The sequence below is a fragment of the Arsenicicoccus piscis genome (assembly GCF_022568835.1).
GTDB lineage: Bacteria > Actinomycetota > Actinomycetes > Actinomycetales > Dermatophilaceae > Arsenicicoccus > Arsenicicoccus piscis.
In genome coordinates this window covers 41,357-62,332 of sequence record NZ_JAKZHV010000009.1, presented here as the reverse complement: position 1 = coordinate 62,332, position 20,976 = coordinate 41,357, and the positions used below count along the sequence as shown (strand labels likewise).

The 20,976-nt window shown below is 70.8% G+C and carries 20 protein-coding genes; 8 read left to right on the top strand and 12 right to left on the bottom strand.

What is annotated here, in order from left to right:
- Positions 1-71 precede the first annotated feature (71 nt).
- On the bottom strand, positions 72-1,670 hold the full coding sequence (locus MM440_RS14525) for an ABC-F family ATP-binding cassette domain-containing protein (RefSeq protein WP_241445170.1): 1,599 nt from the start codon (positions 1,668-1,670) through the stop codon (positions 72-74).
- A gap of 229 nt (positions 1,671-1,899) precedes the next feature.
- Between MM440_RS14525 and ypfJ the strand changes: the two genes are divergently transcribed.
- On the top strand, positions 1,900-2,817 hold the full coding sequence (gene ypfJ, locus MM440_RS14520; protein ID WP_241445168.1) for a KPN_02809 family neutral zinc metallopeptidase: 918 nt from the start codon (positions 1,900-1,902) through the stop codon (positions 2,815-2,817).
- A gap of 278 nt (positions 2,818-3,095) precedes the next feature.
- Entirely contained in the window at positions 3,096-3,707 is a 612-nt protein-coding gene (locus MM440_RS14515; RefSeq protein ID WP_241445166.1) for an HAD family hydrolase, read from the top strand.
- Between the two features lie 61 nt (positions 3,708-3,768).
- On the opposite strand, the gene MM440_RS14510 is transcribed toward MM440_RS14515, so the two are convergent.
- Positions 3,769-5,064 carry an acVLRF1 family peptidyl-tRNA hydrolase gene (locus tag MM440_RS14510; protein ID WP_241445165.1) on the bottom strand — a complete coding sequence of 432 codons (1,296 nt, stop codon included), beginning with the start codon at positions 5,062-5,064 and terminating at the stop codon, positions 3,769-3,771.
- 17 nt (positions 5,065-5,081) lie between these two features.
- Here MM440_RS14510 and MM440_RS14505 point away from each other — a divergent pair, with 17 nt between their 5' ends.
- On the top strand, positions 5,082-6,083 hold the full coding sequence (locus MM440_RS14505; RefSeq protein WP_241445163.1) for a cation diffusion facilitator family transporter: 1,002 nt from the start codon (positions 5,082-5,084) through the stop codon (positions 6,081-6,083).
- An 80-nt stretch (positions 6,084-6,163) separates the two neighbouring features.
- Here the strand turns inward: MM440_RS14505 and MM440_RS14500 are convergent, their stop codons facing one another.
- The 9 genes from MM440_RS14500 to MM440_RS14460 form a co-directional block, all read right to left on the bottom strand.
- The gene (locus MM440_RS14500) at positions 6,164-6,751 is read right to left on the bottom strand and encodes a histidine phosphatase family protein (RefSeq protein WP_241445161.1); all 588 of its coding nucleotides are present in this window, start codon (positions 6,749-6,751) and stop codon (positions 6,164-6,166) included.
- Between the two features lie 18 nt (positions 6,752-6,769).
- Positions 6,770-7,099: a metal-sulfur cluster assembly factor gene (locus MM440_RS14495; RefSeq protein ID WP_241445159.1), complete on the bottom strand. Its 330-nt coding sequence runs from the start codon at positions 7,097-7,099 to the stop codon at positions 6,770-6,772.
- 73 nt (positions 7,100-7,172) lie between these two features.
- Complete coding sequence (sufU, locus tag MM440_RS14490) at positions 7,173-7,649, bottom strand: Fe-S cluster assembly sulfur transfer protein SufU (protein ID WP_241445156.1); 477 nt, start codon at positions 7,647-7,649, stop codon at positions 7,173-7,175.
- Positions 7,649-8,974 (bottom strand): cysteine desulfurase, encoded by a 1,326-nt coding sequence (locus MM440_RS14485; RefSeq protein ID WP_241445153.1) that lies wholly within the window; start codon positions 8,972-8,974, stop codon positions 7,649-7,651. The genes sufU and MM440_RS14485 overlap by 1 nt, the downstream gene beginning before the upstream one ends.
- 22 nt (positions 8,975-8,996) lie before the next feature.
- Positions 8,997-9,818, bottom strand: a complete 822-nt coding sequence (gene sufC, locus MM440_RS14480) for a Fe-S cluster assembly ATPase SufC (protein WP_241445146.1) — start codon at positions 9,816-9,818, stop codon at positions 8,997-8,999.
- Positions 9,819-9,824: 6 nt separating this feature from the next.
- Positions 9,825-10,163, bottom strand: coding sequence for a non-heme iron oxygenase ferredoxin subunit (locus MM440_RS14475; RefSeq protein ID WP_241445144.1), 339 nt, complete (start codon positions 10,161-10,163; stop codon positions 9,825-9,827).
- Positions 10,160-11,416: a Fe-S cluster assembly protein SufD gene (gene sufD, locus MM440_RS14470; RefSeq protein ID WP_241445142.1), complete on the bottom strand. Its 1,257-nt coding sequence runs from the start codon at positions 11,414-11,416 to the stop codon at positions 10,160-10,162. The genes MM440_RS14475 and sufD overlap by 4 nt, the downstream gene beginning before the upstream one ends.
- Positions 11,416-12,834: a Fe-S cluster assembly protein SufB gene (sufB, locus tag MM440_RS14465; protein ID WP_241445140.1), complete on the bottom strand. Its 1,419-nt coding sequence runs from the start codon at positions 12,832-12,834 to the stop codon at positions 11,416-11,418. The genes sufD and sufB overlap by 1 nt, the downstream gene beginning before the upstream one ends.
- On the bottom strand, positions 12,831-13,571 hold the full coding sequence (locus tag MM440_RS14460; RefSeq protein ID WP_241445138.1) for a helix-turn-helix transcriptional regulator: 741 nt from the start codon (positions 13,569-13,571) through the stop codon (positions 12,831-12,833). The genes sufB and MM440_RS14460 overlap by 4 nt, the downstream gene beginning before the upstream one ends.
- A gap of 152 nt (positions 13,572-13,723) precedes the next feature.
- Between MM440_RS14460 and MM440_RS14455 the strand changes: the two genes are divergently transcribed.
- The 4 genes from MM440_RS14455 to MM440_RS14440 all read left to right on the top strand — a co-directional run bounded on the left by MM440_RS14455 (position 13,724) and on the right by MM440_RS14440 (position 17,576).
- The gene (locus tag MM440_RS14455) at positions 13,724-14,437 is read left to right on the top strand and encodes an ABC transporter ATP-binding protein (RefSeq protein WP_241445136.1); all 714 of its coding nucleotides are present in this window, start codon (positions 13,724-13,726) and stop codon (positions 14,435-14,437) included.
- The gene (locus MM440_RS14450; RefSeq protein ID WP_241445134.1) at positions 14,434-15,177 is read left to right on the top strand and encodes an ABC transporter permease; all 744 of its coding nucleotides are present in this window, start codon (positions 14,434-14,436) and stop codon (positions 15,175-15,177) included. The genes MM440_RS14455 and MM440_RS14450 overlap by 4 nt, the downstream gene beginning before the upstream one ends.
- A 151-nt stretch (positions 15,178-15,328) precedes the next feature.
- A complete protein-coding gene (gene rocD, locus MM440_RS14445; RefSeq protein WP_241445133.1) occupies positions 15,329-16,567 on the top strand; it encodes an ornithine--oxo-acid transaminase in 1,239 nt (412 codons plus the stop codon).
- Positions 16,568-16,625: 58 nt separating this feature from the next.
- Positions 16,626-17,576: a COX15/CtaA family protein gene (locus MM440_RS14440; protein ID WP_241445131.1), complete on the top strand. Its 951-nt coding sequence runs from the start codon at positions 16,626-16,628 to the stop codon at positions 17,574-17,576.
- Between the two features lie 19 nt (positions 17,577-17,595).
- Here MM440_RS14440 and MM440_RS14435 read toward each other — a convergent pair whose 3' ends face one another.
- Positions 17,596-18,552 carry a heme o synthase gene (locus tag MM440_RS14435; RefSeq protein ID WP_420914177.1) on the bottom strand — a complete coding sequence of 319 codons (957 nt, stop codon included), beginning with the start codon at positions 18,550-18,552 and terminating at the stop codon, positions 17,596-17,598.
- A 214-nt stretch (positions 18,553-18,766) separates the two neighbouring features.
- Here MM440_RS14435 and tkt point away from each other — a divergent pair, with 214 nt between their 5' ends.
- The gene (tkt, locus tag MM440_RS14430; RefSeq protein WP_241445130.1) at positions 18,767-20,974 is read left to right on the top strand and encodes a transketolase; all 2,208 of its coding nucleotides are present in this window, start codon (positions 18,767-18,769) and stop codon (positions 20,972-20,974) included.
- Positions 20,975-20,976 lie beyond the last annotated feature (2 nt).

The window sequence follows — 20,976 nt, the reverse complement described above, 5'->3', positions numbered from 1 at the left end:
CTCGGACAGACCCCCTGCGCCGCGGATCGGCGCCAGGCCCGCCCTGCACCAAGTCGGTCAGGCCACGTCGGTCAGGCCAGGGCGATCAGGTCGAGGTAGTCGCGGCCGAAGAAGTCCTCGACGCCGTCCGGGAGCAGCAGCACGCGCTCGGGAGCGAGGGCCTCTACGGCGCCCTCGTCGTGGGAGACGAGCACGACGGCACCCTCGAAGCTCGCGAGGGCCGCGAGGATCTCCTCGCGCGAGGCCGGGTCGAGGTTGTTGGTGGGCTCGTCGAGCAGCAGCACGTTGGCCGAGGAGACGACCAGCATGGCGAGCGACAGGCGGGTCTTCTCACCGCCGGACAGCACGCTGGTGGGCTTGTCGACGTCCTCGCCGCTGAACAGGAACGAGCCGAGCACCTTGCGCACGTCGGTCTCGCCGAGGTCGGGAGCCGCCGACTTCATGTTGGCGAGGACCGTGCGGTCCAGGTCGAGGTTCTCGTGCTCCTGCGCGTAGTAGCCGAGCTTGAGCCCGTGCCCGGGGTGCACCTCCCCCGTGTCAGGGGCGTCCAGGCCCGCCAGCAGGCGCAGCAGGGTGGTCTTGCCGGCGCCGTTGAGCCCGAGGACGACCACCTTGGAGCCGCGGTCGATGGCGAGGTCGACGTCGGTGAACACCTCGAGCGAGCCGTAGGAGCGGGACAGTCCGCTCGCCGTGAGGGGGGTGCGACCGCACGGTGCCGGCTTGGGGAAGCGCAGCTTGGCGACCTTGTCCTGCTGGCGCTGGCCCTCGGTGCCGGCGAGCAGCCGCTCGGCCCGGCGCTCCATGTTGTGCGCGGCGGTCGCCTTGGTGGCCTTCGCCCCCATCTTGGCGGCCTGCAGCATGAGCGAGGACGCCTTCTTCTCGGCGTTGGCGCGCTCGCGCTTGCGCCGCTTCTCGTCGGTCTCGCGCTGCTGGAGGTAGAGCTTCCAGCCCACGTTGTACTGGTCGATCACGGCGCGGTTGGCGTCCAGGTGGAAGACCCGGTTGACGACCTCGTCGAGGAGGTCGACCGAGTGGCTGATGACGATCAGCCCACCCTTGTAGACCTTGAGGTAGTCGCGCAGCCACACGATCGAGTCGGCGTCCAGGTGGTTCGTCGGCTCGTCGAGCAGCAGCGTCTCGGCGTCGCTGAACAGGATTCGGGAGAGCTCGACGCGGCGACGCTGGCCACCCGAGAGGGTGCGCAGCGGCTGCCCCAGCGTGCGCGTCTCGAGGCCGAGGGCCGCGGCGATCGTGGCGGCCTCGGCCTCCGCGGCATAACCCCCCGCCGCCTCGAAGCGCGCCAGCAGCTTGGGGTAGCGCTCCATCGCCCGCTCGTGGGTCTCGGCGTCAGCGCTGGCCATCGCGCCCTCGGTCTCGCGCAGCTTGGTGACGATGACGTCGAGGCCGCGGGCCGAGAGGATCCGGTCCCGGGCGAGCACGTCCAGGTCGCCGGTCCGCGGGTCCTGCGGCAGGTAACCCACGGTGCCGCTGCGCGTGACCTGTCCCGACGCCGGCTGGCCCTCCCCCGCCAAGACCTTCGTGAGGGTCGTCTTGCCCGCGCCGTTGCGGCCCACGAGACCCACCCGGTCGCCCTTGGCGACCCGGAAGGTCGCGTCCTCGATGAGGACGCGGGCGCCGGCGCGCAGCTCGATCCCGGTCGCGGCAATCACAAGTGGGGTGTCCTTCGGCTCGTGGAGGTGGTGGCGTGGTTGGCGGTGCTGTGGGTGTGGTGCGGCTGGGGGTCTGGGTCGCGGTTGGCCGATGCCCAGGCCGGGTAGGTCACGGTTCGAAACTGTGGACCGCATCTGGGCCTGAGAGGGCGCACCAGCCGATTAGTCTACGGGTCGGACGCGCAAGCCCTGACGAAGCCACTCGTCAGCGTGGATCAGGAGGCACCACATGAGCTTCAACGACAACGTCGAGCTGGACACCTCGCAGGTCGAGAGCGGAGGACGCGGCGGCGGGATGCCCGGTGGCATGGTCATCGGCGGCGGCGGCGGGCTCGGCGTGCTCGGCCTGATCCTGTTCTTCGTGCTGCAGCAGTGCACCGGCGTGAGCGTCGACCCCTCGGCCGTGGACCAGTCGCAGACCCAGTCCCAGGGCAGCACCATGAGCGAGGACCAGTTCAGCCGCTGCAAGACCGGTGCCGACGCCAACTCCGACGCCGAGTGCCGGGTCATCGGCACCGTGAACTCGGTCAATGCCTACTGGAAGACGGCGCTGCCCGAGCAGGCCAACCGGCAGTACACCCCGGCCAAGACCGTGCTCTACCAGGGGTCTACCCAGTCCGCGTGCGGCACGGCCTCGAACCAGGTCGGTCCGTTCTACTGCCCGACCGACCAGAAGGTCTACATCGACGCGTCCTTCTTCAACGAGCTGACCACGCGCTTCGGCGCCGACTCGGGTGCGCTCGCCCAGGAGTACGTCGTGGCGCACGAGTACGGCCACCACATCGAGGACCAGCTCGGGCTGCTCGACCAGGCGCAGCGCGACCCGCAGGGCGCCCAGAGCGGCGGGGTCCGCATCGAGCTGATGGCCGACTGCCTCGCCGGCATGTGGGCCCGCAACGCCGCGACGACCAAATCGGCGTCCGGCAAGACCTATATCCAGCCGCTCACCCAGGAGGACATCAAGTCCGCCCTCTCGGCCGCCGCGGCCGTCGGTGACGACCGGATCCAGCAGAAGACCCAGGGTCAGGTCAACCCCGAGACCTGGACGCACGGCTCGGCCGCTGCCCGGCAGAACTGGTTTGCCGTGGGCTACAAGTACGGCGACCTGAACAAGTGCAACACCTTCAAGGTGGACAGGGTCGAGTAGGCGCCGCATCGGCCCGGCTGCTCTGGTCGGCTGCTTAGGCGGGGCCAAGCAGCCGAGACGGGTGTTCACGCCAGGGCCGCCGAGATGGTGGTTGGCCACCGAAACGGCTGCTGCACCAGCCATCTCAGTGCCCAAGTGCCGTCTCGACGGGCTGTGCGTCACCAACCGCCGTCTCGGCCACCAAGTGCCGTGTCGACGGGGGCACGCGCCACCAGCTGCCGTCTCGGCCACGCACCGACGTGTCGGGGGACGGCGCAGGAGTCGGCGAGGATGGGGGCATGACGCTGATCGTGGGCTTCGACCTGGACCTGACGCTGGTGGACTCGCGGGAGCGGGTGCTGACGTCGTACGTCGCGGCGTTCGCCGACCTGGGTGACCCGGTGGCGGCGAGCGAGCTGGAGCCGCTGCTCGGGCTACCGCTGACGGTGACGGCGACGCGACTGCGCCCGCACCTGGACCAGGACGAGCTGGTGCGACGCTACCGCCATCACTACGACGTGGGGGCGGCGGAGGCGCCGCACGCGGCGATGCCCGGGGCACGCGAGGCGCTCCAGGCGGTGCACGCACACGGTGGTCGGTCGGTCGTGATCTCGGCGAAGTACGGCCCTGCCGTAGACCTCGCGCTCACCGAGGCGGGCCTCGCCGACCTCGTCGACCGGGTGCACGCCGAGCGGTTCGCCGAGGGCAAGACGCACGCGCTGCAGCAGGAGGGCGCGGGGATCTACGTCGGCGACCACGTCGAGGACATGAAGTCGGCGGTGCGGGCAGGGGCGGTGGGGGTCGGCGTCGCGACGGGTGCGTTCGACGCCGCTGCCCTGCGCGCTGCCGGTGCGACCACGGCGCTCGCCTCGATGGCGGACTTCCCGGCGTACCTCGACGGTCGGCGGTAGCGTCCGGCACCCCTCACGGCGCGGCACCCATCAGGACCCGGCGCCCCGCACCACCCAGCAGTCAGGACCACTTCGGGTCGCGGCCGGTGAGGGCGACGAGCTGGTCGACCCGGTCGGACGAACCGGTCGACACCGGCGGCTCGAAGATCCCCGGCATGCCGCGCGGGCTCACCATCGGCCCGACGATCGCGAGGGTGGCGTCGACCGCGGCCGGCGGCAGCGTGGGCCGGATGCCGAGGCCACGTGCGAGGTCCCAGGCGTGCACGACGAGGTCGGTGAGCATCTGCTCGGCGTACTCCCTGGCCGCCGTCGGCCCCGACGACAGGTCGACCTCACGGTCGGGGTCCACCGCGGACCAGGCCGAGAGCGACGCCTCGCTGGCTGCGTGCCACGCCGCGGCGGGGTCGTCGCCCAGCACGTCACCGTCGAAGCGGTCGCCGACCTGCTCGATCGTCTCCCCCGCGAGCAGCGCCGGCACCCAGAGGTGCTCGCGCACGAGATGCGTCACGAGCTCGCGCACCGTCCAGTCCTCGCACGGGGTCGCCCGCTCCAGCCTCGGGTCGGTGCTGCTCGTGAGGGGGTCGACGAGGGCGGTGAAGGCCTCGGCTGCGGGACGGAGCTGCTCGATGGCAGTGATGCTGGCGGTCATGGTGCCCTCCTGCGGTGGGGTGGTCGATGGGGTGATCGATGGGTCTGCGGACGTGCCGGTAGCGCTCCCGGCCAGCAGCACCTGGACGGCGAGGGCGCGGTCTACGGTCTCCTTGAGCACCTCCAGGCGCGGGTCCCCGATGTCGTAGACCTCCCGCCGCGGGAGTGCCGAGAGGTGCGTCAGCCTGCGGTCCCCGAGGGCATCGGCGACCAGCTGACGATCGCCGCCGACGACCAGCGCGCCCGGGTGGCCGAGGCCGGTCAGCTGCTTGACGAGGTGGTCGACGGCCCGGTCGACGAGCGCCGCGGCCTGGTTGTCGCGCCGCCGCGCGTAGCGCTGCTGGGACCAGCCGCCCGCAGCCGTCCGCGACTGGACGTACCGCGTCCCGCACGAGTGCCGGGTGAGTCGACCAGCCTCGACGACCCCTACCGCGTAGCCGCCCCGGCGCACGAGCAGCACGGCGACCACGTCGGGCGTGGTCGGCCAGCCCACGAGTGTGCGCAGCGAGCGCACCTGCTCGGCGCCGGCCGGGTCGAGGGCGCGCAGCCGCGCGGCGGCGCCGTCCGCGGCCGTGACCACGACGTCCTGCTCGCCGGTGGTGGACCAGGTTGGGGCGCCGGCCGCCGCGTGCTCGTCGAGGAACGAGCCGACCCACCGGGGCAGGCGCGACGACTGCACCTCGATCAGCGCGGGGGTCTGTCGGTCCACGGGGCTAGATTACGGACATGACCGATGCCGCAGATCCCCCACCGCGGAGCTCCGAGGACGCCAAGGGCGGCGAGAGCCTGCTCACCGTCGTGATCGCGTTCGCCGCCAACGTGCTCATCGCCATCGCCAAGACGGTCGCGGCAGTCATCACCGGGTCGGCGTCGATGGTGGCCGAGGCGGCGCACTCGTGGGCCGACTCCGGCAACGAGGTCTTCCTGCTCGTCGCCGAGCGCAAGTCCGACCAGTCCCCCGACGCCGGCCGCCCGCTCGGCTACGGCCGCGAGGCCTACGTGTGGTCGATGTTCGCGGCGTTCGGCCTGTTCACCGCCGGAGCCGTCGTCTCCATCTGGCACGGTGTCACGTCGATCTTCGAGCCCGAGGCCGAGTCGAGCTACACCATCGCCTACATCGTGCTCGCCGTGTCGTTCGTGCTGGAGGGCATCTCGTTCCTGCAGGCCCTGCGCCAGACGCGCGCCAACGCGGCGCGACTGCACCTGCGTCCGCTGCAGTTCATCAACCGCACGTCCAACCCGACCCTGCGGGCGGTGTTCGTCGAGGACTCGGCGGCCCTGGTCGGCCTGATCATCGCAGCCGCGGGCATGGTGCTGCACCAGGTCACCGGCAACGCCGTCTTCGACGCCATCGGCTCGATCCTCGTCGGCATCCTGCTCGGCATCGTGGCGGTCTTCCTGATCGGCCGCAACCGCGACTTCCTCACCGGGCAGCCGGCCAGCCCCGCGATCTACAACCGGGCGCTGGAGGCGCTGCTGGGCCGCCCCGAGGTCGACCGGGTGGGTTACCTGCACCTGGAGTACGTCGGGCCCATGGAGGTCTTCCTCGTCGCTGCCGTAGACCTCGCCGGCGACTTCCCGGAGCACACGGTCGCCGAGCAGCTGCGCGCCATCGAGTCCGCGCTCGAGCAGCACGAGGTCGTCACCGAGGCGGTCATCACCCTCGCGACCCCCAACCAGCCGTCCCTCGAGCCCAACGCCGAGCCCCTGGACACCAGCCTCTGGTGACGCCGGGCGGCGCCGAGTCGGCGCCGAGTCGACGCGCGCGGCCGACGCGTGCCCGGCGCGACGAGCAGGACCAGAGCCGGTCAGCGCAGTCGCTCGAGCGGCCGCCAGGTGTTGCGCACGCGCAGGGTCTCGCGGTCGAAGACGAAGTAGCAGCCCTGCTGCGGCTGGTCCAGCGCCCGGTCGATGGTGACGTCGAGCAGCGCGGTCATCAGCAGCGTGCCCACGCCGCCGTGGCCGACGACCACGACGTCACCGGTGCCGGCTCGAGGGTCCGCCAGGATGTCGGTGATCGCGGCGACCACGCGGCGCTGGGCGTGCTTGGCCTTCTCCCAGCCCCGGACGGACTTCCCCGGCCTTTTGAAGAACTCGTCGACGACCTCTTCGAACTCTGGCGGCGGCAGGAATCCCGTTGCGCTGCGGTCGTTCTCACCGAGCGCCTCGACCTCGAGGCGCGGCAGCGGCGACCCGGCGAGCAGCAGCTTGGCGGTCTGCACGGCCTTCGGCTCGGTGCTCGACCACACCGAGCTCGCGTGGTCCAGGAAGCGCCGCCCCGCCAGCGTCGCAGCGCGCCGTCGACCCTCGTCGGACAGCACCCAGGAGGGCACCGGAACATCCGGGTCGATCTCGACCTGCGGGTGGGTCAGGTAGTAGATCCGCGGCGCGTGCACGGGTGGGTCGCCGACGGATCAGACGTTGAAGCCGAGCGCGCGCAGCTGCTCGCGGCCGTCCTCGGTGATCTTGTCGGGGCCCCACGGCGGCATCCAGACCCAGTTGATCCGGTGGCTGTCGACGACGCCCTCGAGCGCCTGCGCGGTCTGGTCCTCGATGACGTCGGTCAGCGGACAGGCCGCCGAGGTGAGGGTCATGTCGATGACCGCGTTGGTCTGCTGGTCCAGCGTGATGCCGTAGACCAGGCCGAGGTCGACGACGTTGATGCCCAGCTCGGGGTCGACGACGTCGCGCATGGCCTCTTCGACGTCAGCGACGTTGACCGGGGTGGTGGTGGTGTCGGACATGGCGTCCTCCCGTTCAGGCGATAGCGGATCAGATAGGCGGGCGGGTCAGAGAAGGCGGGTCAGAGAAGGCAGCTCAGGCGGTGGTGGACGAGGTCGAGGCGGGGTGGCTGGTGGCCGAGATGTCGACGCCGGCCTGGGCCAGCGCGTCCAGCATCGCCGACCAGCCGAGCAGGGCGCACTTGACCCGCGCGGGGTACTGCGAGACGCCGGAGAACGCGACACCGTCGCCGATGACCTCCTCGTCGCCCGGGTCGGCGCCCTTGCTGGTGAGCATCGAGCGCATCGCGTTGTAGGTCTCGAAGACCTCCTCCAGCGGGTGGCCGATGCACTCCTCGGCGAGGACCGAGGTAGAGGCCACCGAGATGGAGCAGCCGATCGAGTCGTAGGACACGTCCTCGAGCTCGCCGGACTCCCCCACCTTGACGCGCAGCGTCACCTCGTCGCCGCAGGTCGGGTTGACGTGATGCACCTCGGCGTCGAACGGGTCGCGCAGCCCCGCGTGCTGGGGCCGCTTCGAGTGCTCGATGATGAGCTCCTGGTAGAGGTCCATCAGGCACCCACCTGCTGCGAGACGTCCACGCCGAAGACGGCGGGCACGGTGTCGAGCGCGGCGAGCAGGGCGTCGACCTCCGCCGCGGTGTTGTAGACCCCGAACGTCGCCCGAGTGGTCGCGGCGATGCGGAACCGCCGGTGCAGCGGCCAGGCGCAGTGGTGACCCACGCGGACCTCGACCCCCTCGGCGTCGAGCAGCTGACCGACGTCGTGGGCGTGCACGTCGTCGACGACGAACGCGACCGACGAGCCGCGGTCCACCGCGTCGGTGGGACCGACGACCCGCACCCAGGGCCGACGCGCCAGCCCGTCGAGCAGCCGCTCGGTGAGCGCCAGCTCGTGGGCGTGGATGCGGTCCAGCCCGATGCCCTCGATGAAGTCGATGGCGGCGGCGAGGCCGACGACCTGGGCGACGTTCATCGAGCCGGCCTCGAAGCGCTGCGGCGGCGGGGCGTAGGTCGTGCCCTCCATCCGCACCAGCTCGATCATCGAGCCGCCGGTGAGGAACGGCGGCATCGCGTCGAGCAGCTCGCCGCGGCCCCAGAGGACGCCGACCCCGGTGGGGCCGTACATCTTGTGCCCGCTGAACGCGAGGAAGTCGACGCCGAGCTCGGTCACGTCGATCGGCAGGTGCGGCGCGGACTGGCAGGCGTCGAGCACCGTGAGGGCGCCCACCTCCTTGGCCCGCGCCACCAGCGTCGCCACCGGGTTCACGGTGCCGAGGACGTTCGACACGTGCGTGAACGCGAGCACCTTGGTGCGCTCGTTGACCAGGGTGTCGAGGTCGGTGAGGTCGAGGCGGCCGTCGTCGGTGATTGGCAGCCAGCGCAGCGTGGCGCCGGAGCGGCGGCACAGCTCCTGCCACGGCACCAGGTTGGCGTGGTGCTCCATCTCGGTGACGCACACCTCGTCGCCCGGCCCCAGCCGGAAACGCTCGGCGACGGCGGGGTCTACACCCGCCATCGCGCCGGGTGCGGCCGCGTTGGTGAACGCGTAGGCGACCAGGTTGAGCGACTCGGTGGCGTTCTTGGTGAACACCACGTCCGCCGGCCGCGCGCCGATGAACCGGGCCACGGTCGAGCGGGCCCCCTCGTAGGCGTCGGTCGCCTCCTCGGCGAGCAGGTGCGCACCGCGGTGGGCCCCAGCGTTGACGGTCTCGTAGTAGCGCCGCTCGGCGTCGATGACCTCGGTCGGCTTCTGCGAGGTCGCCCCGGTGTCGAGGTAAACCAGCGGGCGCCCACCGCGCACCGTGCGCGTGAGGATGGGGAAGTCGGCGCGGATGCGCGCCGACTCCTCCGGGGAGAACAGCTGTGCCGCTGTCATCGGACTCCTTCCGGGCCGAGCCTCAGGCGTTCGCCGGCTCGACAGTGACCTGGTCGACCTGCTCGACCGCGCCGGTCTCGGCAGCCGCACCGGCGGCGGCGAGGAACCGGTCGTAGCCGTTCTCCTCGAGCTCGTCGGCCAGCTCGGGACCGCCCTCCTCGACGACCCGACCGTTGACGAAGACGTGGACGAACTGCGGCTTGATGTAGCGCAGGATGCGCGTGTAGTGCGTGATGAGCAGGCAGCCCACGTCACCGCTCGCGATGACCCGGTTGACGCCCTCGGAGACGATCCGCAGCGCGTCGACGTCGAGGCCGGAGTCGGTCTCGTCGAGGATCGCCACGGACGGCTTGAGCAGCTCCATCTGCAGGATCTCGAAGCGCTTCTTCTCACCGCCGGAGAAGCCCTCGTTGACGTTGCGCTCGGCGAAGGCCGGGTCGATCTTCAGCTCGGTCATGGCGTTCTTGACGTCCTTGACCCAGGTGCGCAGCTTGGGCGCCTGACCGTCGATGGCGGTCTTGGCGGTGCGCAGGAAGTTCGAGACCGTCACGCCGGGGACCTCGACCGGGTACTGCATCGCGAGAAAGACGCCGGCGCGGGCGCGCTCGTCGACGCTCATGGCGAGGACGTCCTCGCCGTCGAGGGTCACGGTGCCCTCGGTGACGGTGTACTTGGGGTGGCCGGCGATGGAGTAGGCCAGCGTCGACTTGCCCGAGCCGTTGGGGCCCATGATGGCGTGCGTCTCACCGGAGCGGACGGTCAGGTCGACGCCGCGCAGGATCTCCTTGGTGCCCTGCTCGGTCTCCACCGACACGTGGAGGTTGCGAATCTCGAGAGTAGCCATGGTGTTTCAGTTCTCCTTGAGGAAGCTGGACTCGGCTTCGACGTCGATGAGCACGTCGTCTCCGTCGAGCTGGATCGCGTAGGTCTCGACCGGGACGGTGGCGGGCAGCTGCTTGGGCTCACCGGTGCGGACGTCGAACTCCGAACCGTGCAGCCAGCACTCGACGAGGCAGCCGATGACCTCGCCCTCGGACAGCGACACGTTCGCGTGCGAGCACGTGTCGTTGATCGCGTAGACCTCCCGCTCACCGGTGCGCGCGAGCGCCACGGTGACCCCGTCGACCTCGGCGGCGCGGACCCCGCCGATCTCGAGGTCGTCGAGCTGACAGACCTTGACGAAGCTCATCGGGTGGCCGCCGCCGCGGGCTCGAAGGCGCTGTCGATCGAGTCGGCGAGCTCCTTCTCGATGCGCGCCATCAGGTGGGCCTGGGTGCCGGGCAGCCCGATCCGGTTGATGATGCCGGCGAAGAAGCCGTGCACCACGAGACGCCGGGCCTCGTGCTCAGGGATGCCGCGCGCCTGCAGGTAGAACAGCTGCTCGTCGTCGAACCGGCCGGTCGCGGAGGCGTGGCCGGCGCCGACGATCTCGCCGGTCTCGATCTCCAGGTTGGGCACCGAGTCGGCGCGGGCGCCGTCGGTGAGGACCAGGTTGCGGTTGAGCTCGTAGGTGTCCGTGGCGTGCGCCGCCGCGCGGATCAGCACGTCGCCGACCCACACCGAGTGCGCGCCGTCGCCCTGCAGGGCACCGCGGTACTCGACGTTGGAGGTGCAGTGGACCGGCTCGTGGTCGACGAACAGGCGGTGCTCCTGGTGCTGACCGGCGTCGGTGAAGTAGACGCCGAGGCACTCGACGCTGCCGCCGGGGCCGGCGTAGCGGACGTTGGTGCTGAGCCGAACGACCTTGCCGCCCAACGTGATCGCGATGTGGCGCACCCGAGCGTCACGCCCGACCAGGATGTCGTGTTGGTCCAGCTGGACCGCCTCGTCGTCCCACTCCTGGATGGTCACCACGGTGAGGTCGGCGCCGTCGCCGGCGGAGATCTCGACGTTGCCAGTGAGGCGCGCCGAGCCCTCGTGGGTGAGCGCCACGATGGCCTTGCTGTGGTGACCGGCCTCGATCAGGACGTGCCGGTTGATGCGCGCCTCGTCGCTCGCGGTGAGCACGACGCGGACGGCCTCGCCCAGCTCGGTGCCGGACGGGATCTTGACGATCGTCGCCTGGTCCTTGGCGTTCCACGCGACGGCCGCAGCCCGGTCGCCCGGGGTGCCGACCTGGCCGAGCCGCTCGTCGTCGGCGGGGACCTTCGACGTCTTGACGCCGGCCGGCGCGTTGACGTCCTGGCGGTACTTCTCTCCCTCGGTCGGAGCCGGCTGGAACAGGTCCGCGAGCTCCTTGACCGGGGTGAACCGCCAGTCCTCCTCGCGACCGTTCGGCACCGGGAACGCGTCCAGGTCGAACGAGCGGGTGCGCTCGGCGCGCGACTGGTCGGGCACGAAGGTCGCGCCGGAGTCCGTGTGGGCCTGGTCGGCGCCGGGCTTCTTGGTGGCCAGCGGGGTGACGCCCCCGGCGACCGGGGGCTTCTTGAGTTCGACGGCCATCAGCCGACGGCTCCTTCCATCTGCAGCTCGATGAGGCGGTTCAGCTCGAGGGCGTACTCCATGGGCAGCTCACGGGCGATCGGCTCGACGAAGCCACGCACGATCATCGCCATGGCCTCCTCCTCGGTCATCCCGCGCGACATCAGGTAGAACAGCTGGTCGTCGCTGACCCGCGACACGGTCGCCTCGTGACCCATCTGCACGTCGTCCTCGCGGACGTCGACGTAGGGATAGGTGTCCGAGCGGCTGATGTCGTCGACCAGCAGGGCGTCGCAGCGCACGTTGGACTTGCTGTGGTGCGCACCCTCGTTGATCTGGACCAGGCCGCGGTAGGACGTGCGACCGCCACCACGGGCTACCGACTTGGAGACGATCGAGCTGGACGTGTAGGGGGCGGCGTGGACCATCTTGGAGCCGGCGTCCTGGTGCTGGCCCTCGCCCGCGAAGGCGATGGACAGCGTCTCGCCCTTGGCGTGCTCGCCGAGCAGGAAGACGGCGGGGTACTTCATGGTCACCTTGGACCCGATGTTGCCGTCGATCCACTCCATCGTCGCGCCCTCGGCGCAGGTCGCGCGCTTGGTGACGAGGTTGTAGACGTTGTTGGACCAGTTCTGGATGGTCGTGTAGCGCACCCGGGCGTTCTTCTTCACGACGATCTCGACGACCGCGGAGTGCAGCGAGTCGGACTTGTAGATCGGCGCGGTGCAGCCCTCGACGTAGTGCACGTAGGAGCCCTCGTCGGCGATGATCAGCGTCCGCTCGAACTGGCCCATGTTCTCGGTGTTGATCCGGAAGTAGGCCTGCAGCGGGATGTCGACGTGGACGCCCGGCGGGACGTAGATGAACGAACCACCCGACCACACAGCGGTGTTCAGCGAGGCGAACTTGTTGTCGCCGGCCGGGATGACGGTGGCGAAGTACTCCTTGAACAGCTCCGGGTACTCACGCAGACCGGTGTCGGTGTCGACGAAGATGACGCCCTTCTCCTCCAGGTCCTTGCGGATCTGGTGGTAGACGACCTCCGACTCGTACTGCGCGGCGACACCGGCGATGAGCCGCTGCTTCTCGGCCTCGGGGATGCCGAGCTTGTCGTAGGTCGCCTTGATGTCCTCGGGCAGCTCGTCCCAGGTGGTGGCCTGCTTCTCGGTCGACTTCACGAAGTACTTGATGTTCTGGAAGTCGATGCCGGACAGGTCCGAGCCCCAGGTGGGCATCGGCTTCTTGTCGAACAGACGCAGCGACTTCAGCCGCAGGTCGGTCATCCACTGCGGCTCGTCCTTGCGGCGGGAGATGTCCAGGACGACCTCGTCGGACAGGCCGCGCTTGGCGGCCGAACCGGCGACATCGCTGTCGGCCCAACCGTACTCATAACGGCCGAGGCCCTTCAGACCAGGATTGAGTTCCTCGATGGTGCTCATCGTGAAGGCCTTTCGGTGGAGGGGTTGGTGGTCGGGACGAAGGTGGTGCACACGTGCTCGCCGCCCGCGAGGGTCGCGAGTCGCTGCACGTGCACGCCGAGCAGTCGCGAGAAGACCTCGCGCTCGGCCTCGCAGAACTCGGGGAACTCCGACGCTACCTGCTGCATCGGACAGTGCCCCTGGCACAGCTGCAGGCCGACGCCGGCGATCGGGAGGTCCAGCGAACGACTCGAGGCAGCGTAGCCGTCCTCGGACAGTGCCTGCGCCAGCGCCTCGGCGCGGGCCCGCACGTCGGGACCGGCGGCGTGGACCCGCTCGCGGTAGCGGTCCTCGACCGCCGCGACGTGCTCGCGGGCGAACGCCTGCACGGCCTGCGGCCCGACCTGCTCGGCCAGGAAGTGCAGCGCGGAGGTGGCGACGTCGTCGTAGCTGGTCGACAGGGCCCGGTGACCGGCGGGGGTGAGCACGTAGGCGCGGGCGGGACGGCCCCGACCCTTGCGGGCCGCGTCGCGCTCCTCGATCAGTCCCGCGTCGGACAGGGCGTCGAGGTGGCGCCGGACGGCCGTCGCGGTCAGCCCGAGCAGCCCGGCCAGCTCGGCCGCCGTGATCGGGCCGCGCTCGGACACCTCGGCCTGCACCCGGGCCCGGGTGCGCTGGTCGGCCGTGCTCGGAGCGGCGCCGGCGGCTGCGCTCGAAGGGGCTGCCGTGCTGGTCGTTACCGTGCTGGTCGATGCCATGCCGTTCGCCTCCTCGCCTGCTCGGTCTACGCGCTCGTCTTCTTTAAGCAACAGTACCCTTGTGTAATTCCGTGGGGCAAACCTTGGGGGTCGCTGAGGGTCGGTCCACCCGGCGGTCGGGGCGGCGACCTGGCCCCGTAGACTTCCACACCGTGAGTGAAGCCGTCCGGGTCCGTGAGCTGTCCAAGCGCTTCGGCAGCGTCCGTGCCGTCGACGCGATGTCCTGGTCGGCCCATCTCGGCCGGGTGACCGCGGTCCTTGGCCCCAACGGCGCCGGCAAGACCACGACCATGGAGATCCTCGAGGGCCTGCAGCGTCCGGACGCCGGCGTCGCCGAGGTCCTCGGCGTCGACCCGTGGGACGCGTCCCCGGAGCACCGCGCCCGCGTGGGCGTCATGCTGCAGGACGGCGGCCTGCCCAACGGCGCCAAGCCGATCCGGCTGCTGCGCCACCTCGCCGCGCTCTACGCCGATCCCCTGGACGTCACCGAGCTGGCCCACCGGCTCGGGATCGACGCCTTCGCCGGCACGACGGTGCGCCGCCTCTCCGGCGGACAGCGCCAGCGGGTGGCGCTCGCCGCCGCCCTCGTGGGCGACCCCGACGTGCTGTTCCTCGACGAGCCCACTGCCGGGCTGGACCCGCACGCGCGGCTCGACGTCTGGTCGCTGGTGCGCGAGTGGCGCGACCGCGGTGCCGCCGTGGTCGTGACCACCCACTCGTTCGAGGAGGCCGAGCGGCTGGCCGACGACGTGGTCGTCATCGCCCACGGCCGGGTCGCGGCCGAGGGGTCGCTGGCCGAGGTGGTCGGCGGCGGCCGGCTCGAGGACGTCTACTTCGCCGTCACCACGAAGGAGCAGACCCGATGAGCGCGCCCGCCACCCCCACGCGACGGGTCCTCGCCCAGGCCAGGTTCGACACCGGCACGCTGCTGCGCAACGGTGAGCAGCTGATCGTCTCGATGGTGCTGCCCGCGCTCGCGCTGGTCGCGGGGGTCTTCGCCCCGTTCCCCGAGCTCGCCGGCCGCCGGGTCGACGTGGTGACGCCGGGCGTCCTCGCGCTCGCGGTGCTCAGCACGGCGTTCACCGGGCAGGCCATCTCGACCGGCTTCGACCGGCGCTACGGCGTCCTGCGCCTGCTCGGGGTCACCCCGCTCGGGCGCAGCGGGCTGCTGTCGGGTCGGGTGCTCGCCGTGCTCGTCGTCGAGGCGATCCAGCTGGTCGTCCTGATGGCCCTCGGTCTCGCGCTCGGCTGGCACCCGTCGGCGATCGGCGTGCTGCCGTTCGTGCTGTTCTGGTTGCTCGGCACCGCCTGCTTCGTCGCCCTCGCCATGCTCTTCGCCGGGACGATGCGGGCCGAGGCGACCCTGGCGCTCGCCAACCTGGTGTGGGTGCTGCTGCTCGGCCTCGGCGGCGTGGTGCTGCCAGCCACGAGCTTCCCCGGCCCCTGGTCGACGGTCATCTCCTTCCTGCCCACGGCCGCCCTCGGCGACGGCTTCCGCGCCGCGTTCGAGCACGGTGGCGTAGACCTTCGCGCCCTGCTCGTGCTGGCCGGCTGGACGCTCGTGCTCGGTGCGCTCGCGCGCCGGCTGTTCCGCTGGTCCGACTGATCGTTGCTCATCGTGTCGAGCCGGGTGCTCGATGTGCGCAACAGATCGACAGATCGAGCACCAGATCGAGCATGGTGCGCGTCGCGACGCTGGTCGATGATGGAGGCAGTCCACGTGCGCTGCGCGTGCCCTGCGACCGAAGGAGCCGGCGATGAGCCACGACCACACCACCTTGCCCGTCAGCCGGGCGACCGCCGACCAGATCGAGCTCGCCGAGGAGTACGGCGCGAGCAACTACCACCCGCTGCCCGTGGTGCTGGCGACCGGTGAGGGCGCCTGGGTCACCGACGTCGACGGTCACCGCTACCTCGACGCGCTGGCCGGCTACTCGGCGCTCAACTTCGGCCACGGCAACCCCGAGCTGCTCGAGGCCGCGCGCACCCAGCTGGAGCGGATCACGCTGACGAGCCGGGCGTTCTACAACGACCAGCTGGGGCCGTTCTGCGAGGCCCTCGCCCAGCTCACCGGCAAGGACAAGGTGCTGCCGATGAACACCGGGGCCGAGGCCGTCGAGACGGCGCTCAAGGTCGCCCGCCGGTGGGGTTACCAGGTCAAGGGCGTGCCGGAGAACCGCGCGACCATCCTCGTGATGGACGGCAACTTCCACGGCCGCACCACCACCATCGTGTCCTTCTCGACCGACGAGGACGCCCGCTCCGGCTTCGGGCCCTACACCCCCGGCTTCCAGGTCGTGCCCTACGGCGACCTCGCCGCCTGCCGCGACGCCATCGACGCCCTCGGCACGGTCGTCGCGGTGCTCGTCGAGCCGATCCAGGGCGAGGGCGGCGTGGTGGTCCCGCCCGCGGACTTCCTGCCCGGTCTACGGGCGCTGTGCGACGAGCGCCAGGTGCTGCTGATGGCCGACGAGATCCAGTCCGGGCTCGGCCGCACCGGCCGCACCTTCGCGTGCGACCTCGTGGGGGTCGTGCCGGACGTCTACATCCTCGGCAAGGCGCTCGGTGGCGGCATCGTCCCGGTGTCGGCCATCGCGGCCGACCGCGACGTCATGGACGTCATCACCCCCGGATCGCACGGGTCGACCTTCGGCGGCAACCCGCTCGCCGCGGCCGTCGGCCACCAGGTGGTCCGGATGCTGTCGACCGGGGTGTGGCAGGAGCGCGCCGCCCGGCTCGGGGCGGTGCTGGACGCCGAGCTGGCCACCTTGGTCGGTCACGGGGTCCTGGCCTACCGCTGCCGCGGCCTGTGGGCCGGCGTCGACGTCGACCCCGCCCTGATGAGCGGGCGCGAGCTGTGCGAGCGGCTGGTCCCGCTCGGCGTGCTGATGAAGGACACGCACGGATCGACCGTGCGCATCGCTCCCCCGCTCACCGTCACCGAGGACGACGTGCGCTGGCTGGTCGCCCAGCTGCGCACCGCGATCACCGGCTGACCCGGCTGACGTCGGGGGCGCGGTCCGGGCACCCAGCGCGCCCGGCTAGGCTTCGGCCGTGTCCTCGACCCGCCCCCACTCCGACGTCCCCGCCTCGTCCCCGACCCTGCCTAAGCACCCGCCGCTGCGCCCTCTGCGCGACCGCGGCCGGGTGCGCGCCGCGCTGATCGCCAACCTGGTCTGCCAGATCGGCATCATCATGACCGGCGGGCTGGTGCGGCTCACCGGCTCCGGCCTCGGTTGCCCCACCTGGCCGCAGTGCACGCCGGGCTCGTTCGTGCCCACCGCGCAGCAGGAGCAGGGCTACCACAAGTTCATCGAGTTCGGGAACCGCACGATGACCTTCGTTCTGATCGCCGTCGCCGTGTGGCTGATCGTCGAGGTGCTGCGCCACTGCAAGGACCGGCCCGGTCTGGTCAAGGCGTCGTTCGTCCCGCTGATCGGCGTGCTCGCCCAGGGCATCGTCGGCGGGATCATCGTGCTCACCCACCTGGACCCGCGCACGGTGTCGCCGCACTTCCTGCTGTCGATCCTGCTGGTCGCCTACTCGACCTGGCTGCTCGTGCGGTTCGACGAGGGCGACGGTCCGGTGCAGGCCACCGTGCCCGCCGGCGTGCGGGTGCTCGCGAAGATCACCGCGGTGGTCGGGGCCGTCGTGATCGTGCTCGGCACGGCCGTCACCGGCTCCGGCCCGCACTCCGGCGACTCGGCCGCCGACGTCCGCTTCGGCTTCGACCCGCGCACGACGTCCTGGCTGCACGCCGACTCGGTGATGCTGTTCGTCGGGCTGGTGCTCGGGCTGTGGGCGATCGCCAAGATCGTGCCGGTGCCGATGAGCTACGCGAAGGGCTGGACCTGGGTCCTGGTGCTGTGCGTGGTCCAGGGGCTCGTGGGCTACACGCAGTACTTCCTGGCTCTGCCGATCGCGCTGGTGACCGTGCACCTGCTGCTGGCCGCCGTGCTGACGGCCGCGCTCACCTACGCGGTGCTGGCCACCCGACGACGCTGACGCGCCCGGCAGGGTCCGGTCAGTAGATCGGGAAGTGGAACAGCGGGTCGATCGCCACGGCCATGAACAGCAGGGTCACGTAGGTGATCGAGTAGTGGAACAGGCGCATCGGCTTGAGCGAGGCCATGGTCGCGTTGCCCGGGTCCTGCGCGCGGGCGAGCAGGCGGTGCGCCTCCACCAGGAAGAGCGCGCCGGCGAGCACGGCCGAGGCGAGGTAGATCCACCCCATCCCCGCGACGGGGATCAGCACGAGCGAGCAGGCGACGGTGGCCCAGGTGTAGATCACGACCTGGCGGGCGACGGAGACGTCGTGCGCGACCACGGGCAGCATCGGGACACCGGCTGCGGCGTACTGGTCCTTGAACCGCATGGACAGCGGCCAGTAGTGGGGCGGGGTCCAGAAGAAGATGACGAGGAAGAGCACGACCGGTGCCCAGGCCAGCGACTCGGTCACGGCGGACCAGCCGATCAGCACGGGCATGCAGCCGGCGATGCCGCCCCAGACGATGTTCTGGCTGGTCCGGCGCTTGAGCACCAGCGTGTAGAACACGACGTAGAGCACGATCGCCGCCACCGACAGCCACGCGGACAGCCAGTTGACGAACAACCCGAGCCAGAGCGTCGACAAGACCGTGAGCACCACGCCGAAGCGCATCGCGTTGCGGGGGCTGATCTCACCGGTGACGAGCGGACGGTTCTCGGTGCGCGCCATCAGCGCGTCGATGTCGCGGTCGAGGTAGCAGTTGAGTGTGTTGGCCGCGCCGGCCGAGAGCGAGCCGCCGATCAGGGTGTTGACGACGAGCCAGAAGTCGGGCAGCCCACGCTGGGCGAGGAACATGACGGGGAACGTCGTGACCAGCAACAGCTCGATGATCCGCGGCTTCGTCAGCGCCATGTAGTTGCGCACGACGGAGGGGAAGCGCGACGACCCAGACCCGGTGGTCCGGTCGGTGTGCGGCTGGAGAGCGGTCACGATGTCCTTCGGGGCTAGCGTCCAAGCGGTCGCGGCCGCCATCACGTCTGTCGTGATGCTACCGCTAAGGCTGACCGGCGGCGAAGGCAGACGCGGCGGGGTCGGACCGGCTGCTGGGCGCAAGATGTCAATTCGGCAACATCGTGACTAGGCTCACTGACGGACGCGGTCTGCGACCGCTTCCCGACCCCAGCTCGCAGCCAGACGAGGAGCAGCCTTGACCACCACACCGACGACCAGCTCTGGTCGTTCCGTTTCCGCACCGGTCGCCACGAAGGCCGGCTGGAGCGACCTCGACGTCCGCGCGGTCGACACCGTCCGGGTCCTCGCGGCCGACGCCGTGCAGAAGACCGGCAACGGCCACCCGGGCACCGCGATCAGCCTGGCGCCGCTGGCCTACCTGCTCTACCAGAACGTCATCCGGCACGACGTCACCGACCCGCACTGGCTGGGTCGCGACCGGTTCGTGCTGTCGGCGGGCCACTCGAGCCTCACCCAGTACATCCAGCTCTACTACGACGGGCTGCTGGAGAAGGACGACATCGAGGCCCTGCGCACGTGGGGCTCGCGCACCCCCGGCCACCCCGAGGTCCACCACACCCCCGGCGTAGACCTCACCACCGGTCCGCTGGGATCGGGCGTCGCGACGGGCATCGGCATGGCGCTGGCCCAGCGCCGCCAGCGGGGGCTCTACGACCCGAACGCCGGTGACGGCGAGAGCGTCTTCGACCACCACATCTACATCGTCGCCGGCGACGGCTGCATGATGGAGGGCGTCGCCAGCGAGGCCAGCTCGCTCGCCGGGACCCAGCGCCTCGGCAACGTCACCCTCCTCTACGACCAGAACCAGATCTCGATCGAGGACGACACCGACGTGTCCTTCTCCGAGGACGTGGCCAAGCGCTACGAGGCCTACGGCTGGGACGTGCGCGTCGTCGAGTGGCGCCGCGAGCACGGCACCACCTCCCCCGACTACGTCGAGGACGTCGACGCGCTGCTCGAGGCGATCGAGGCGGGCAAGAAGGTCACCGACAAGCCCACCTTCATCATGGTGCGCACCGTCATCGCCTGGCCGTCCCCGACGAAGCAGGGCACCGGCAAGGCGCACGGCGCGGCCCTTGGTGACGACGAGATCAAGGGCCTCAAGGAGGCCATCGGCTTCGACCCGGAGCAGACCTTCCAGGTCGACGACGACGTCATCGAGCACGTCCGCAGCACCCGCGCGGCCCGCAGCGAGGAGCTGCGCGCCGCCTGGGACGAGAAGTTCGCCGCCTGGGAGGAGGCCAACCCCGAGCAGGCGGGCCTGCTGTTCCGGGTCCGCGCCCACCAGCTGCCGGAGGGCTTCGACGCGGCGTTCCCCGAGTGGGAGGCCGACCCCAAGGGTGTCGCCACCCGCGCGGCCAGCGGCAAGATCCTCACCGCGCTCGCCGACGTGATGCCCGAGCTGTGGGGTGGCTCCGCCGACCTCGCCGAGTCCAACAACACGACGATGGGCGGCCAGCCGTCCTTCATCCCGACGGACCGGCAGACCTCGGAGTGGCAGGGCGGGCCCTACGGCCGCACGCTGCACTTCGGCGTCCGTGAGAACGCCATGGGCATGGCCCTCAACGGCATCGCGCTCGAGGGGCTGACCCGCCCCTACGGCGGCACCTTCCTGGTCTTCTCCGACTACATGCGGCCCGCCGTGCGACTCGGGGCGATCCAGGAGGCCGACGCGATCTACCTGTGGACGCACGACTCCATCGGCCTCGGCGAGGACGGCCCCACCCACCAGCCAATCGAGCACCTCGCCTCGCTGCGCGCCATCCCCGACCTCGACATCGTCCGCCCGGCCGACGCCAACGAGACCGCCGCGGCGTGGAAGTCCATCCTCGCCCGGCACGGCCGCCCGGTCGGGCTGTGCCTGTCCCGCCAGGCGCTGCCGGTCTTCGACCGCAGCGAGACCGGCTCGGTCGACGGCGTCGCCAAGGGCGCCTACACCCTCGTCGAGAGCTCCGCCGACACCCCGAGCGTGATCATCGTGGGCACCGGTTCGGAGGTCTCGGTCGCGGTCCAGGGCGCCAAGGTGCTCGAGGCCCAGGGCATCCCCACGCGCGTCGTGTCGATGCCGTGCGTCGAGTGGTTCGCCGAGCAGGACGACGCCTACAAGGAGTCGGTCCTGCCCGCCTCGGTCAAGGCGCGCGTCAGCATCGAGGCCGGCTCCCAGATGGGCTGGCGCGACATCGTCGGCGACGCCGGCAAGATCATCGCCATCGACCACTTCGGCGCGTCGGCCGACGGCAAGAAGCTGTTCACCGAGTTCGGTTTCACCCCTGAGGCCGTCGTGGCCGCCGCCAAGGAGTCCCTGGACCGGGTCGGGCACGCAGTCCCCGGTGGTGACGGCCCCGAGGCCGGCACCGTGGGATTCGAAGAGAAGGGCAAGTGAGC

Coding starts and splice junctions, on each gene's coding strand:
- sufU (WP_241445156.1), bottom strand. CDS start 7,649: ATGGACCTCTACCAGGAGCTCATCATCGAGCACTCGAAGCGGCCCCAG.
- rocD (WP_241445133.1), top strand. CDS start 15,329: ATGAGCCACGACCACACCACCTTGCCCGTCAGCCGGGCGACCGCCGAC.
- MM440_RS14450 (WP_241445134.1), top strand. CDS start 14,434: ATGAGCGCGCCCGCCACCCCCACGCGACGGGTCCTCGCCCAGGCCAGG.
- MM440_RS14495 (WP_241445159.1), bottom strand. CDS start 7,099: ATGTCCGACACCACCACCACCCCGGTCAACGTCGCTGACGTCGAAGAG.
- MM440_RS14505 (WP_241445163.1), top strand. CDS start 5,082: ATGACCGATGCCGCAGATCCCCCACCGCGGAGCTCCGAGGACGCCAAG.
- sufD (WP_241445142.1), bottom strand. CDS start 11,416: ATGGCCGTCGAACTCAAGAAGCCCCCGGTCGCCGGGGGCGTCACCCCG.
- sufC (WP_241445146.1), bottom strand. CDS start 9,818: ATGGCTACTCTCGAGATTCGCAACCTCCACGTGTCGGTGGAGACCGAG.
- ypfJ (WP_241445168.1), top strand. CDS start 1,900: ATGAGCTTCAACGACAACGTCGAGCTGGACACCTCGCAGGTCGAGAGC.
- MM440_RS14460 (WP_241445138.1), bottom strand. CDS start 13,571: ATGGCATCGACCAGCACGGTAACGACCAGCACGGCAGCCCCTTCGAGC.
- MM440_RS14515 (WP_241445166.1), top strand. CDS start 3,096: ATGACGCTGATCGTGGGCTTCGACCTGGACCTGACGCTGGTGGACTCG.
- MM440_RS14475 (WP_241445144.1), bottom strand. CDS start 10,163: ATGAGCTTCGTCAAGGTCTGTCAGCTCGACGACCTCGAGATCGGCGGG.
- MM440_RS14485 (WP_241445153.1), bottom strand. CDS start 8,974: ATGACAGCGGCACAGCTGTTCTCCCCGGAGGAGTCGGCGCGCATCCGC.
- sufB (WP_241445140.1), bottom strand. CDS start 12,834: ATGAGCACCATCGAGGAACTCAATCCTGGTCTGAAGGGCCTCGGCCGT.